Source organism: Maribacter sp. BPC-D8, from assembly GCF_035207705.1.
Classification (GTDB): domain Bacteria; phylum Bacteroidota; class Bacteroidia; order Flavobacteriales; family Flavobacteriaceae; genus Maribacter.
In genome coordinates this window covers 1096926-1112095 of the sequence record NZ_CP128187.1, presented here as the reverse complement: position 1 = coordinate 1112095, position 15170 = coordinate 1096926, and the positions used below count along the sequence as shown (strand labels likewise).

At 33.0% G+C, this 15170-nt stretch carries 14 protein-coding genes; 8 read left to right on the top strand and 6 right to left on the bottom strand.

Annotated features, from left to right (window positions below; all coding sequences use genetic code 11):
- Positions 1-43: 43 nt before the first annotated feature.
- A complete protein-coding gene (locus tag QSV08_RS05000) occupies positions 44-805 on the bottom strand; it encodes an SPOR domain-containing protein (protein ID WP_324027127.1) in 762 nt (253 codons plus the stop codon).
- A gap of 142 nt (positions 806-947) precedes the next feature.
- The gene (locus QSV08_RS04995; RefSeq protein WP_073244466.1) at positions 948-1325 is read right to left on the bottom strand and encodes a response regulator; all 378 of its coding nucleotides are present in this window, start codon (positions 1323-1325) and stop codon (positions 948-950) included.
- A gap of 309 nt (positions 1326-1634) precedes the next feature.
- On the opposite strand from QSV08_RS04995, the gene QSV08_RS04990 reads away from it, so the two are divergent.
- Together QSV08_RS04990 and QSV08_RS04985 are read left to right on the top strand one after the other, a co-directional pair.
- A complete protein-coding gene (locus QSV08_RS04990) occupies positions 1635-2417 on the top strand; it encodes a DUF5995 family protein (RefSeq protein WP_324028352.1) in 783 nt (260 codons plus the stop codon).
- 327 nt (positions 2418-2744) lie between these two features.
- On the top strand, positions 2745-6242 hold the full coding sequence (locus QSV08_RS04985; RefSeq protein WP_324027124.1) for a prolyl oligopeptidase family serine peptidase: 3498 nt from the start codon (positions 2745-2747) through the stop codon (positions 6240-6242).
- A 46-nt stretch (positions 6243-6288) separates the two neighbouring features.
- Here QSV08_RS04985 and QSV08_RS04980 read toward each other — a convergent pair whose 3' ends face one another.
- Positions 6289-6933: a thiamine phosphate synthase gene (locus tag QSV08_RS04980; RefSeq protein WP_324027123.1), complete on the bottom strand. Its 645-nt coding sequence runs from the start codon at positions 6931-6933 to the stop codon at positions 6289-6291.
- Between the two features lie 406 nt (positions 6934-7339).
- Between QSV08_RS04980 and QSV08_RS04975 the strand changes: the two genes are divergently transcribed.
- From QSV08_RS04975 to QSV08_RS04955, 5 genes are all read left to right on the top strand, one after another.
- Positions 7340-8206, top strand: a complete 867-nt coding sequence (locus QSV08_RS04975) for a hypothetical protein (protein WP_324027122.1) — start codon at positions 7340-7342, stop codon at positions 8204-8206.
- 102 nt (positions 8207-8308) lie between these two features.
- Positions 8309-9085 carry a hypothetical protein gene (locus QSV08_RS04970; protein ID WP_324027120.1) on the top strand — a complete coding sequence of 259 codons (777 nt, stop codon included), beginning with the start codon at positions 8309-8311 and terminating at the stop codon, positions 9083-9085.
- Positions 9086-9149: 64 nt separating this feature from the next.
- Positions 9150-9734: a dual specificity protein phosphatase family protein gene (locus QSV08_RS04965; RefSeq protein WP_324027118.1), complete on the top strand. Its 585-nt coding sequence runs from the start codon at positions 9150-9152 to the stop codon at positions 9732-9734.
- 190 nt (positions 9735-9924) lie between these two features.
- Positions 9925-10089 (top strand): Lacal_2735 family protein, encoded by a 165-nt coding sequence (locus QSV08_RS04960; RefSeq protein WP_324027116.1) that lies wholly within the window; start codon positions 9925-9927, stop codon positions 10087-10089.
- A 40-nt stretch (positions 10090-10129) separates the two neighbouring features.
- Positions 10130-10486, top strand: a complete 357-nt coding sequence (locus QSV08_RS04955) for a DoxX family protein (protein ID WP_324027114.1) — start codon at positions 10130-10132, stop codon at positions 10484-10486.
- Positions 10487-10489: 3 nt separating this feature from the next.
- On the opposite strand, the gene QSV08_RS04950 is transcribed toward QSV08_RS04955, so the two are convergent.
- Positions 10490-10852, bottom strand: coding sequence for a DoxX family protein (locus QSV08_RS04950; protein ID WP_324027112.1), 363 nt, complete (start codon positions 10850-10852; stop codon positions 10490-10492).
- A gap of 99 nt (positions 10853-10951) precedes the next feature.
- On the opposite strand from QSV08_RS04950, the gene QSV08_RS04945 reads away from it, so the two are divergent.
- Positions 10952-12205: an NAD(P)/FAD-dependent oxidoreductase gene (locus tag QSV08_RS04945; RefSeq protein WP_324027111.1), complete on the top strand. Its 1254-nt coding sequence runs from the start codon at positions 10952-10954 to the stop codon at positions 12203-12205.
- A 116-nt stretch (positions 12206-12321) separates the two neighbouring features.
- Here QSV08_RS04945 and QSV08_RS04940 read toward each other — a convergent pair whose 3' ends face one another.
- Together QSV08_RS04940 and QSV08_RS04935 are read right to left on the bottom strand one after the other, a co-directional pair.
- On the bottom strand, positions 12322-13044 hold the full coding sequence (locus tag QSV08_RS04940) for a hypothetical protein (protein WP_324027109.1): 723 nt from the start codon (positions 13042-13044) through the stop codon (positions 12322-12324).
- Complete coding sequence (locus QSV08_RS04935; RefSeq protein WP_324027107.1) at positions 13028-14956, bottom strand: hypothetical protein; 1929 nt, start codon at positions 14954-14956, stop codon at positions 13028-13030. The genes QSV08_RS04940 and QSV08_RS04935 overlap by 17 nt, the downstream gene beginning before the upstream one ends.
- Between the last annotated feature and the right edge of the window lie 214 nt (positions 14957-15170).

Sequence of the window (15170 nt, the reverse complement as noted above, 5' to 3'; positions counted from 1 at the left end):
TTCTAATTTAGATTATGATTTGCCTTAAAATAGACGAGATAACCTAACGTTTTTTAACCCAAGAATCAATACCGAATGCTTCGTTTAATTCTAGTATAAGTTGCTTTCTTTTGGCTTCATTACCACAGTCAACAGGAACCCCAACATAGATTAGACCTTTTGGATATGCGCCTTCATCATGGGTATAGCCCAATGTTTTAAGCTTTTCTATTATTGTATTTTTATTATTAGGGTCTTTAAAAACACCTACCATCGCAATACAATTTAAAGAAGAATTCGTAGTAGCTACTGGTGCCGTTTTGGTAGTTTCCGGTAGCTGCTCGACTTTCTTGGCTACTGGAGTTTTAGTTTCCTTTTTTTCAATAACAGGATTTTCTATGTCTGCTATAATTTCTTCGGATGTGCTTTCGTCGGATGCACCTTTAGATATACTTTGAACTTCAGTTGTGATCTCTTCCTCTAAGTCAACATTTATTTCTTCTTCAAAATCAGAAACAGTAAGTGTAGTATCAGAAATTACAACTGCTGTACTTTTATTATGGTCGTATGCATCTTTTACCGGTATAGTTATAGGTTCATAAACATCTGAATTAGAGTATACGTATTCGCGACCTTCAGAATGATAAGAATCGGGTAGTGGTGCTTCATCTACAGTATCAACATCTGTGGTAGATACTGAACTATCTTCCTCTTTATTAAACATATACATGTAAATGAATGCAGAGAATATTGCGATTACGACTATTGCGATTACAAAATCCCATCTGCCTTCTCGGCTACTAAAAATATCTTTATCGGGGGTCATGGTTATGTGTTTGTTATGAAGTACAATTATTTACCTAAAAAGTAAATATAACCAATCTGATGTTTATGTATATAATTTACCCATATCTTAAGATGTTTGGGGTTAAGTTTCTTTTAAATTATTACTGAGTTATAATGTAGTATTATGCACTTACTTTCTTTCCATAAATCTTATAATAAACTAAATCTAAAGCCCTATGCAGTTCACTTTTTGTAAATGGCTTACTTACAAAATCAACACAGCCAAGTTCTCTGGCAACAACTTCAAATTCTTGTTTGGTAGAACTTGATATAAATGGCAAACGATCTGCAAACATTTCTAGAAAAGAGAGTCCGTTCATACCTGGCATTTCAATATCTGACATTACAACTTGTGGTTTCGCAATTTGTATATGTACCCAAGCATCATAAGAATCTTCAAAGGTGAGTACACTACGTACTAATGGATGAGTTTTGGCAAGCTTTTCTGCTAGTGACAACCAAAGATGGGAGTCATCTACAATTACTAATTCGAGTTTCATTAATCTGAGTTTGAGGTTTGAGAGGCGAAATGTACCCCATTGTCTCATTATGAGAAATTAATTCAGATGAACGGCTTGAAAGTATCTTTATATGTTAATATTACACTTTAAAAAACAGTAATAATCGTAAATTTAAGCCGAATTAGATATTAAGAACTTTGATAAATTCCCTTAAAAATATATTGCTTTTTTATAAGGCTAGAATAAAGTTAGATTATTTTTCAGAGGTATGCTTAAATCTTTACTCCTTTCCATATTAAATTAGTTCTGTACTGACAATAGTATTACTACATTTAGTGTCCATTAAAAATCTTACCCTTTAAAACGAAAATTAAAATCAGCCGGCCAACCACCATATCAGAAGTACTAGATCAATTAGACAGCATTATTGATAATGCTATAATTAATAATGACCGTATAGGGTATTTTGCCTTTTTATATAGAAGGGTTACAGCTGAAATATTAAAAGAGGTTCAATTAGAGAATTTTGAAGACAACCCTCGCATGGAAACCTTCGATGTTGCTTTCGCCAATTACTACCTAGATGCATATAACGGTTATATCAACAATCAACCCATTAGTGCATCATGGCAATTTGCCTTTGATACCAAAAATGACACCCTAACCATTTTACAGCATATCATGTTGGGTATAAATACTCATATTAATCTTGATTTAGGATTAGCTGCTAGTACTGCTATGAACGGGTTAGAAATACCTGATATTGAGAAAGATTTCAATACCGTAAATACAATACTTGGTAATATCGTTAATGAAATGCAAGACCGACTTAGTAGCGTTTCACCTTTACTATTTCTTTTAGACCTTGCTGGTAAAAATACAGATGAAGAAATCATCAACTTCAGTTTACGCAAAGCAAGAGAACTCTCGTGGTATAATGCCAATCTGCTTTGGGGCTTAGGTATCGAACAGCAAAATGCAGCTATACAGCAAATGGACATAACTGTTTTAAGACTTGGAGAATTTATAAAAGCGCCTAAATCTAAAATTGTGATGTACGCTCTAAAGTTTATGGGCAAGTTTGAAGAAAAAAATGTGGGTAGAGTAATTTCTAAGTTAAGAGAGGAGTAAACTACTATTTTTTCTGCGCCAGTAATTCATTATCACATAACTACCTGTAAAACAAAATACTACTACATTCAACTAAACCTTTTCCGCTTCAAAAAAAGCATAATTATCATTTTCACCACCATCAAACTTTACCAGAAGTTTATGAAAATAAGATTGCATTTACTTCAACCGTTATTTTTATTTGTAAACCTAAACACTTAAAGTAGTAAGAAAAATACGCTTAATTAATCTGATTTATTTATAATGCTTTTAGTGCGGTCAATGGCACTTTGTACATGAATAAAAGATGTATTGCTTGTAAAACTTACTACGATTCAATTAAAAAAAATGATAGCCAACCTTTACAGAAACTTTCTTCTTATTGTATTTCTATTTATAACTATTACATCTTTTTCGCAAACAACCGTAATGGGTACCGTTGTAGATAAAAAAGATGCTACTGCGCTACCATATGCCTATTTAAAAATTGATGATATTGCTTTAGGTACCGTGACTGATGGAGACGGCAGATTCAGAATAATTATTCCTGAGAAGTATACTAATTACAATATCACTTTGGGTTATGTTGGTTATAAAGATTTGCACCTTACTATCAAAGATTTTATAGCTAAAGACGGAGGTGTTTTTGCTATGGAATCTACTAACCTTGAGTTAATGGAAGTTGTTGTAACTCCGAAAAAAATGCCTAGTGCCAAGGCATTATTGCGAAAGGTAATTAAGAACATACCTGCCAATTATGCAGAATCTACTACTAAAATAACTGGTTATTATCGAGAAACATTGAAAGAAAACGGAGTGTACATTAAATATTCAGATGCCGTTTGCGATTATTATGCAGAGCCGTATAGTAACAAAAATTATAAATGGAAAGAGTACCAAAACCCTAGTGATTATTCATTCAGTAACGGTTCTTTTAATTTTTATTCCAATTCATTACATCGTGTTCATTTTCATCATAGAACCTTAAAAAATGAACAAGTAGCTATTATTAATTCGCGCTCAAGCAGTAATTTAAGTAACAGAGATTTTGAAGCTAATATTGAAGGCGGACCATTAGGACTTTTCGCAAGAAATAGAGTTAAGTACCAGCAGAGCTTTTTAGGAAACAAAGCTAATCGCGATTTCACATTTAAAGTATCTGAAGAAGAAGATGCAGATGGCACATGGTTATATGTGCTTGACTTTGAAACTAAAACTACAAAAGAAGCATTAGACGCTGTAGCAAACCCTTCCAATAACCGTCAATGGCGCTTAGCCAATAAGAACAAGTTACTAAAAGGACGCATTTATATTGACCAAGATGATTTTGCAGTCGTTCGCTACGAATGTGCGGTACCCAACTTATTAAAACAATACTTCTGTAGTTATGAAGAAATGGCAGTCAAACATTTTGACTACAAATTAGATGTTAGCTACAAGAAAAAAGGAAATCAATATTATCTAGATAAAATGCGTCATGAAGATGAGTTTATCTATAAAGACACCACAGATATTACCACAACGTATTACTCTGCGATTTCTGAATTTAATGTATCTAACATCAATGAAAAGAACACTACAAAAATATCGAAAGAAGATAATTTTGCGAATACCGTAGCGAATCAATTATATGAGTTTCCACTAGAATACGATTCCATTTTCTGGCAAGAATACACAGCTAAAAACCCTATATCTACTATAAAATCAACGATTAGAGAAGATATGGAATTAGATAAAAGTCTTGAAAGGCAATTTCATGACAAGCATGTAAGAAACGATTCTATGCCTGAGCCAATTGCTAAAATTGAGCCCTCTATTTTCAAGATACACGGCGAAAATTATACCGACAATTATGCCTGGTTAAAAGATACTAAAGCTCCTATAAGCAATAAACCAGTTATGGATTATTTGCGTAAAGAGAACAAATACACCGAAAATTATAACATTCCGCTTAAAAAAACGCAACGTAGTATTTACCTAGATTTAGTAAAAAGTATTGAAGAAAATAGTACTTCTCTAAGAACTAAAAAAAATGGTTATTTCTATTACAGTAAGTATAGCGAAGATGATGAGTACCCTGTATACTACAGAAAGTCAGTTGAAAATGATCCGATAGAAGAAGAATTATTAAATTTAAACGAATTAGCAAAAGATAAAGGGTATTACAATGCAGGCGTTGGTTCTGCGAGCCCGAACAACCAACTAATTGCGGTGTATGAGAACACCACTGGTAAAGATGAATATGTACTGAAGGTGAAAGATTTAACTCATCAAACTTTTTTAGCAGATTCTATTAACCGAGTAGGTACTATGGTTTGGTTAGATAATGCCAGTTTTTTATATGCAAATGTTGAAGATGGTACCTATCGTTCATCAAAAATACTTCGTCATGTTTTAGGTACTGATTCAACAAACGATTTAATCGTTTACGAAGAAAGTGACCCTAGCTTTAACGTTAGTATTGAAAAATCTAGGTCTAAAGACTATATTTTCTTAAATACAGGTAGTAGTACTTCATCTGAAAATTGGTATCTAAAAACTGATAATCCAAATGGTCAATTTAAGGTCATTCATCCACGTGAAAAGAATCATGTTTACCACACTACAGATTATAATAACAAGTTCTATATTCTTACTAATGAGAATGCCTTGAATTACAAAATTGTTACAGCAGAAGTAAATGATGCCTCAAAAAGTAAATGGAAAGTTCTAATTCCTCATCAAGCTGGCGTTCTTATTGAGTATTTTCAACTGTTTGATGATTATATGGTTATCACTGAAAAAGAAAATGCACAATCACGTATTAAAATTATCAATCGGGCCACTCAAGAAAATCACTTCATGAAATTTGATGAAGAGTTTTACAACATTGGTATTGGTTATAATCCTAATGTCAAGACCGATAGCTTGCAATTCAGTTACAGTTCTTTTGAAACGCCTTATACTACCTATAATTATAATATGAAGACCAAAGAGAAAAGTTTGGTCAAGCAACATAGTAAACCCATAAAACATCCATTCTATAAATATAAAATTGAACGAAAATGGGTAACTGCTAAAGACGGTAAAAAAATTCCCTTAACGCTAATCAGTAATAACTGGCGCGCTAGACGTAATAATGCTAAACATAAAGTCTATTTAACCTCGTACGGGGCTTACGGCATGGGACAAGAACTCGTTGGTGGCCCAACGGCACATCATATGGTCAATAATGATTATCTATATGCCATAGCACACGTTAGAGGCGGAGATGACTTAGGTCGAGAATGGTATGAAGATGGTAAACTTTTTAATAAAAAGAATTCATTTTCAGATTTTATAGCTTGTGCAGAATACTTAATTGAGGAAGACTATGCTCAAGAAGGTCATATTGTAGCTGATGGTGCTAGCGCAGGCGGCTTATTAATGGGTGGCGTAGTCAATGAGCGACCAGAATTATTTAACACCGTTATTTTGAATGTGCCTTTCGTAGATGTTATCAATACGATGTTAGATGAGAATTTGCCATTAACCGTTGGGGAGTTTGATGAATGGGGCAATCCTAAAAATAAGAAGGAGTATGAATACATTAAATCTTACAGTCCTTATGATAATGTCAAAGCTCAAAATTATCCGAATATGTTGTTCTTTACAGGATTAAATGATACAAGAGTCGGGTATTGGGAACCCGCTAAAATGGTTGCAAAACTAAGGGCTACCAAAACCGATGACAATGTACTGTTATTAAAAACAGATTTTTCTAACGGACACAGTGGTGGGTCTGGTCGCTTTGCCGGTTTTAGAGATAGTGCCTATAAATTAGCTTTGATTTATGATTTAAATACCATACCAAAAGATACTCCTTAAAGATTTTCATCAATGAGGATTAGTTGGTAACAAACGACTTTAAATCTTACTCAAACGTATACCGCTGTTCTGCAGTAGAAGACGCTTTCAGTAATTGGTTGAATACTTTTATAGCATCAAAATTTTGGGTGATTTCATCTGAAACCGCAACACCTGAAACTCCCGATGCCAGCAGTTCGGTAACATCTTCTGTAGTAATACTTCCGTATGCGATAATTGGGGTTTCAGTCTGTAAAGATTCTGTAATAAGCGTGAAACCGTTTAAACCTAATTCCGGATTCAAACCTTCTTTATTTGTGCTTTGTTTAAAAGGACCTAAACCGATATAATCAACTTCTTTTATCAGCAATGCTTCACAATCTTGAACCGTATTCGCTATTGCTCCGATTATTTGCCAAGTGAACAGTTGTTTTCGAACTTCAGTAGGGGAGATGCTCTTATTTGATAATAAGACACCATCTGCCTTTATATCTTTTGCAATCTTAAACTGATTTTCAATGAGAAGCCTCGTTTGATAATGCCCGGTAATTTCTCTTGCTTCAGTAGCTATTTTTAAAAACTTCTTTTCTGAAATGTCTGCTACACCTAATTGCACCAATTCGATACCAGAGGTACATGCCTTTTGAATATGCTCTAGTAGCTCTTTCCCTGAATTTCCTTGTGCTATATAATGTAATTTAGGTATCATCATGTATCCTATCTTTTGGCTATGTATTCTGTATCAAACGTACAAAGCTAGGTAATTTCTTCAAAACTAATAATCGTGGCAAGATATGCTCCTAATTAGCAGTTACCTTCCCGAGTTTATGTTACACCCTTTATCTCTGTAATAAGTAGTAATTATTAAATTCATTGTTGTTTTGTGCGATAATATCTAGCAAAGAGATACTAAAAACATAAACAGTCATTTACAGCATTGTAAGTAATTTTACTTATTTTCTCTTGTCATTATTCCACTTGAAATAAGCCCGCAATTATCTTACCTTTATAGTAGTGCTTGCTTTTAAAAGCACGACAGTAAATAGCTAACTAATTTTGCTAGTCAATTTTATAAAACGTGATTACAAACTTGTAATATGAGGCACATCCAATTAAAAATGTTGCTAAAGAAATCTAGTAGATATATCGTTTTTATCTTTTTGGGTTGTACATCTTCCAAAATAAAAAATAAGAACCCAAACATTTCTAGTGCCGATTCAAAAATTATACAAACACATAACACTACTCCTTTACTAAAACCTATCGTTGAAAATTATGGTTTTGATGATCATTCATATATCAGTCTAAAACCATCCGAAATAAGTACAACAACGAGCCTTAAAGATTCGTTGACTTTAAAAAAAACCGATACCGAAGAAGACAAAAATGCGATAGCGACCAATTTGCCCAATAATAGTCCCGTAGCCAATAAAATTGTTCAAAATTATCTTAACAGTGAAATTAAAGAACCTGGTGGACATTGTTTAGCCGTAAGTAAAGGTCGTTTTGAAAAGGCCTATAAAGAGGTACATGGTCATTTACCGTACGAAGATTTACCAGATAGTATGGCTACTAACATATATACCCCTAAACAAGTGTTCAATCTGCTTTATGTTACCGCTTCAAAACCAGATGAAAGTTGGCAAAGTCTACCTGAAAGGTATAGGGGTAAAGGTAATGCTGGTGCTATTGCATATGCCGGTATGGGTACTTTGGTTGACTCTACAGAAATCTGGTCCGGCAAATTAAAACCCGGCGCTCTTATGCAAGTATGGAGATATAAAGAAGATTACAATGAGGTTACTCTAGGTGCTGACGTTAAAAAACTAGATCCATACGGACATTCGTTCATTTTCATCAGCTATGTGCGTGATGACAAAGGAAAAATTCACGGACTTAAAATAGCAGACCAAGGATTTCAAAGTTACAGACCTCTTGTTCCAAGAGATTATGACGTATGGTGGGCGGTCAACTTAAGTATTTAACCGATACCAAAACCTTCGTAAAACTTTAACTTTTTATATGTAATTTACTCATAACTAACCCGTTCTAATAATAGCGCCCAATCCCAAAATCTATTTTAGCCTATGCTTCTTTTTTCCCTTCTACTTTCTTTAGGATTTTCGAACGATATATCACCTAAAAATGACAAGGTGAAAGAAACTAACATTACTAGTCAAAGATTTTCAAGTGTAGCAAAAGCTAAAAGTTTTAGTGAAGAAACACTTTTGCTTAATACTTCATCAGATTCCATCGTCGACTCATATGCCAGTACTAAAGAAAATGCCGGACAACTGCGTCTCCGATTAAAAGAAGATCTTAGATTAGGTACCATTTCTTTAGACCATGTTAAAACGGAATTTGCTAATCTGTTAGTTGATAAAATCATACCACATTGGTATGGTACTCCTTGGAGTTTTGGCGGACATACAGCTACGCCTAATGAAGGTAAAATTGCATGTGGCTATTTTATTTCGACCACACTACGAGATATGGGTGTAAATATCAACCGATATAAATTGGCTCAAAAATCACCAATTGATGAGGCTAAAATGATTAGTTGTGGCTCGGTAATCAACCAGATAGAACACGACACACATCAAAAAGCTTTTGACGAAATTGATACGCTAACCCAAGAAGGTCTTTACTTTATAGGATTTGACGAGGGACATGTTGGCTATCTTTTAAAACGCGAAGGCGAGTTATTCTTAATTCATTCCAATTATCTTAATCCGGTTTCGGTATGCATGGAAACCCTTAAAGAATCGCGCGTTTTTAAACGTTTCACTAAATTTCATCTTGTAGCAATTTCTCATAATGATGGGTTGTTACAACGCTGGTTAGACAATGGTACGGTTATTTAAAATAACTCTTTCAATAATCATTATTCGTATAATTTATACTAGAATAATATTGAGAACTCAAAATATGCTAACATCTAAACGCTATTATATCGCGCTTTTATCATTCTTATCATTTTCATTTTCAATGCCTTTAGATGATTATCAAGAAGCTCATTTTAAAAAAATAGCATCAAATAATTTTCATAACTTTTATAAACTAAATGATAATTTGTATCGATCTGAACAACCTACAAAAAAGGGAATGAGAGAGCTACAAGCGATGGGGATACAATCTATCGTAAATCTCAGACGCCAAGAAACAGATGCAAAAAAAATAAAAGATCTTAATTTAGAATTGGACCGTATTCCATTAAAAGCGTCAACTATAGATTTTGATGATGTTTTTAATGCTTTAAATAGTATACAACAGGCAGAAAAACCAGTTCTTATTCATTGCTGGCATGGTTCTGATAGAACAGGAGCCATTGTCGCTGCATCGAGAATGGTATTTGAAAACTGGAGTAGAGAGAAAGCTATTTCTGAATTTACAGATAAACGCTTTGGTTATCACAGATCACGATTTCCAAACCTAATAACCTTATTAGAAAATATTGATATTAAATTACTTAAAACAAAATTAGCAGCCGTAAGATTGTCAAAATCCAATTAAGTATTTTCGATTTTTATGTTTTAAGTTCATATGTGCTATAGTTCTTCAAAGTAGATTAACGGCTATCCCAATTTTAATAGATATTTCAAATACATAGTTTTTTGTTTAATTATATATAAAAATAGTTAAACATTATGTATCTTTATATTCTAGGAAATTACTAGATACATACTTCAAAAATAATAAAATTATGTTCGGATTATTTAAAAAGAAATCAGAGAAAGACAAATTACGTTCTCAATATGAAAAGCTATTAAAAGAAGCGCACACGCTTTCAACAACTAATAGAAAAATGAGTGATCAAAAAGCTTTTGAAGCCGATGAAGTGATGAAGAAGATAGAACAGTTATCTTAATTCATTTCACCTTCATACAAACATTCTGGTATAAAATAAAATGAAGATGCTACACATAGCTATATTCTTATCAAGCAGTGCGTTTTTGTACTATGGCATGGAATGCCTGTTATCACAAAAAATGAAAGATGAGTTCGCTAGATTTGGTTTGAAAAATCAAAGAGTACTCACTGCATACTTGCAACTCGCAGGAGGTTTAGGATTAATTATAGGATATTTCTTTTCACCTGTTCTACTTTTCATAGCTGCAGCAGGACTAACGATTCTAATGCTTTTAGGATTTGCCGTTAGAATAAAAATTAAAGACAGTGCAGCAGAATCTATACCATCATTAGTTTTGGCTCTTATAAATTTATTCATAGCAGTAAGCTATTACCAACAACTTACTGCATTATAATTTTTATAGAAAAGCAATACATAAACACAGCACTAAAAACAAAGCTGCCGGAAAAGATTTAAATAAAGGGTCTTTTATTTTAAAGTGCATTGCTATTGAACCTAATAAGAACGCTGCTAAACCTAAAGCTGCCGGTTGTTTTACCACAGGAAACCAAATAGCAACAAGTAATAAAATAGCCAATGTTACTTTAAAAAATCCGACGATATAGCATAGCTGCTTCGATAGACCATACGCCTCAAACTCTTCTATTATAGTTTTTGCCTTACCACCACGCCATTTGGTTGGTTTCTTATTTTGGATAAGCCAAACATTTAAAATGCTTAAACCGACAATAATTTGAAATGTTATTATTAAATAATTCATGATTAAGATATATTTTTATACCAATTACTTACATTAGTCAATATCAAAAATACTAATTTTGTTTATATTTAAATAAAATTAATTAAACAAAATTTTAAAATGAATAAACAGGATTATAAAATACATATCATAGGTGCCGGAATTAGTGGTTTAGTAGCCGCAACAGTACTAGAACAACATGGATTTTCTCCTGTATTAATCGAAGCTAGCGATAGGGTAGGCGGTAGAGTCAAAACAGATACTATAAACGGGTATCAATTAGATCACGGATTTCAAGTATTGTTAACCGCATACCCGGCAGCTCAAAAATACCTGGATTACAAATCATTAGAACTGCAAGCGTTCCTACCAGGAGCTTCCATTTTTAAAAATGGAAAACAAGAAGTAATCGGTGATCCGCTTAGAGATGCATCGTTATTATTTTCAACGCTGTTTGCCAGTGTTGGTACTGTTGCCGATAAGTTGAAAATTCTAAAATTAAATACTAGACTGAAGAAAAAATCAATCGATGAAATATTCTCAGACAAAGAACAATCGACACTTTCGTATTTGACAGAATTAGATTTTTCATCTAATATGATAAACGATTTCTTTACCCCTTTTTTTAGCGGAATTTTTCTTGAAAACAAACTAGATACTTCCAGCAGAATGTTCGAATTTGTCTATAAAATGTTCGGAGAAGGCAATGCTGCATTACCTAAGGGCGGAATTGAAGAAATTCCGAAACAACTACTACATCAGTTAAAAGGCACCACTATAAAATATAATACCGCTGTATCTTCTATTAGCGATAACAAAATTCTTCTTGCTGACGGACAAGAACTAGAGAGTGATTTTACTATTATAGCTACCGAGGCGAGCAACTTAATTCCAAATCTAAAAAATCAAGCTATTGAATGGCAAAGCTGTGATACCTTGTATTTCGAGGCGGAAAACAGAACGATTAAAAAACCCCTTATCGGATTAATTCCTGAACAAGATGCTGTCATCAATAACATCTTCTACCACACAAGCCTCAAAACAGCTATAAACGCAGGTAAAGAATTGCTTTCTGTTACTGTTGTAGACAATCAAGGTTTATCTGGTAATGCCCTTTTAGACCAAGTTCAAAAGGAATTAAGAGAACTTTGCGGAATTACTTCTACTTCATTTATAAAACACTACAGCATACCAAAGTCACTACCAAAGTTGAGTGAAATACACTACGAAATATCGCCATCAGAAACACGATTGACCGAAACAATTTATTTAGCTGGAGACATTCAACTAAACGGTTCTTTAAATGCTGCTATGATTGCGGGTGAAAAAGCTGCGCTGGGTGTGTTAGAAAATTTGCAGGGTATTTTTAAATAATTCGGTTTTGAATATGACCATTGCAGGTTTACCTTTAATGGTGTTCTGCTAGAGTAGTGCTATAAACAAAGAATAGCTGTGCATTTAAGTGGTAGGATATAATGAATAAATAATAGCTACATAGGTATAGTTATTCCAACCCCAGCAGATAAACCACCCCATCCGGTTGTTAATTTATCTCCATTATCATTTAGTAAAAAACCACCATCAGGATTATCTTCCTTTAGTTTCATTTTTCCTCCATAATACACATCCAAATCAACATACGCTCTAAGAATAATAAAACTTAAAGGATATTCATATAGAATTCCAGCACCTAAACCTAAATCCGTTGATTTAAACTCTAAGCTTTCAAAAACAGATACACCTACGATATCTGAATCAGAAATTACATCAAAACTCGAAAATGTTACAAGGCCTTTAAATTGTGCAATAAAGTTTCCTTTGGGAGTTTCTTTCAATGGTAAAAAATACTTGTATCCGATAGTATGGCCATTAAGTTCATTAGTCAATCTTAAATATCCAGAATAATCAGCTACTGAAGTTTTTGCACCAGAAACAAGATTAGCGTAAAATATACTTGATTTGATTTTCTTTATAGTTACGCCTACAGTGAAACCATAATTGTAAGAAAAATTATCCGTCGTATCAAAGTTCTCAAAATTCACCTGATTTTTCAAACTCTTATGAAACTCTCTTAAAGGGGAGGTAGGGTTTGTACCCAAATTGAAATCTATATTGATTCCAGATTCTTGAGCAATTAAATCGATAGGATTTAAGCACATTACCGTAGTAACACATGTTATTATGACCCCTAGAAATCTATTCAATATCGGCATAAATTCCTTTTGAATGAATTAATCTATTATTTGTTAACCACATAGTATAAGTATTTCCATAACCTTCATTACCCTTTGTTATATCAAATCGAAATTTTGAAATTTTTCCAGAATTTCGATCTACAATAAAGCAATCCTCATATTGTAATAGAATTATTTTATTTGACAAAGGATCAAAAGAAATTCTCCTGTTATTATCACCAGATTCATAACTAATACTAGAAACTTCTTGGTTATTCAAAAGATCAACGACCCGAATTGTATTTCCAACAGCCCCGTAATACAGAATATTATCATAAATATCAACACTGTAGCCATATATTCGATTTTCAAGCACCGTATTTACAGTAACAATGTTGTTTGTAATTTGATAAACTATATCCTCCGAATCTTGCTTAATAATCATGTAACTACCATTATCAGATAAGTAGATGTTATCAGTCTTTCTATTTTCGCCCAATACTACTTCGTATATCACTTGATTAGTAATAACATTGGTCAATGTTAATAGTTGAGATTGGTAATCCCATGTTTTTAAAATATCTCCTCTCAATTGAAATGTATTCGCCCCCGACAGACCTTCAGTTGTAAATTCACGTAGATTTAATAAACTAAATTTATCTAGTTCCATAGTTTGACGTAAATACGTTAAAGCACTAGTTCTATACCCAAAATCTAAATAAAAATTATGACTTTCTGGGTCCATAACAAATTCTAAATCTGATATATCGGAGAAAGCATCTATTTCGAACAAATTGATTTTTCTAATCATTTGCATATCGGAGGAGAATTCTGTGATGGCTATTATTTTCGAATTATTATCCCCATTTTTCACAGCAAGAAAATAATAATTCCCTGTATCGGGGTTAAATATTAATTCTTTTCCAAAATCTTGTACCATGTTAGGAATAGACACTAGTGTATTCTCATCCAAAATTGGACTATATCTATAGGCAGGTATATATGGACTGTAGTTTGTTTCAGGAAATAAATTCCCAAAGTAATCTCCCCCAAAATTATAAGGTTGATTTATTATTTCTGTACCACCCATTGTACTGGCTGAAAAGACTACTGGGTCATAAGAATAGCTATACAACAGCGAAATTTGATAAGATTCAAGATTGTTATATAATGGGTGCTGCGGCCAAGTTACCGAAAAGCTTTCAAAATCAATAAAGGAAATTTTCACCTCTAGCCAGGCAGGATCACTTGCCAACGTAGCTCCAGCACCAAAAATTTCTTCAAATTCACTACTTAATAAAATAGAATACTCAACACTGCCACTATTTTCGTCTTCAGGTCGATTACCATCCAACGGGAATAAAATAGTTTTTGTATCAATATAAACCCCTTCTAACAACATTTCTGGCGTTAAAGCTATCAGTTCTTCGTATGCAGGAAATTTTAGATGTAAAAAAGCCTCTTTATAATCTAAATCAATTTCATTATCCCATCGAACAACTATACTACCGTTTTCAATTACTGCACTAGTAATTGATGGAGGAGTTGAAGGATTTCTATTAATATAAAAAGAAAAGGTTTCGGTTATAATTATGGTTTCCTGACCTTGCTGTTCTGAAATACTGCCAGTTCCAGAACTAAATTCATGTACTATTATAATGTTATGCTCCCCATCTTCATAAAGATTCGGTCTAATTGAAAATTGTCCTGAACTGCTTCTTTTGTTGTTCTCAACCCGATTAGTACCTACAAAAATATCAGTCGAAATTCCAAACTGATTTTCTTCTGTAGCAATTTCATAGTAAATGGTTTTATCTGAATTAATTGTATCACCAACACTAAAATTCTGAAAATCGATTGAGACACCTTCACCCGAAGGAAGTTTTAACTCAATAAAGTTGTCTTCTGAAAAATTGTATGAACAAGCAGATAAAGCTATCGTCAAAAACAAAAGCAATACTCTTGAGAATAAGAAAAACCTAATTTGAATTAGAGATGAAATAGTTTGGTATTTTTAAAGGTTGAATTTTCTAAAGATAGAAATTTTGATTCCCTAACCAAACTAAATTCATTGCAAGCTTTTTGTTTGTAACAAAAAAACAAAAATTAACTATATAACAAATTGATAATTATTGTTTTACGTAAAATTCGCATTCAGGATGACT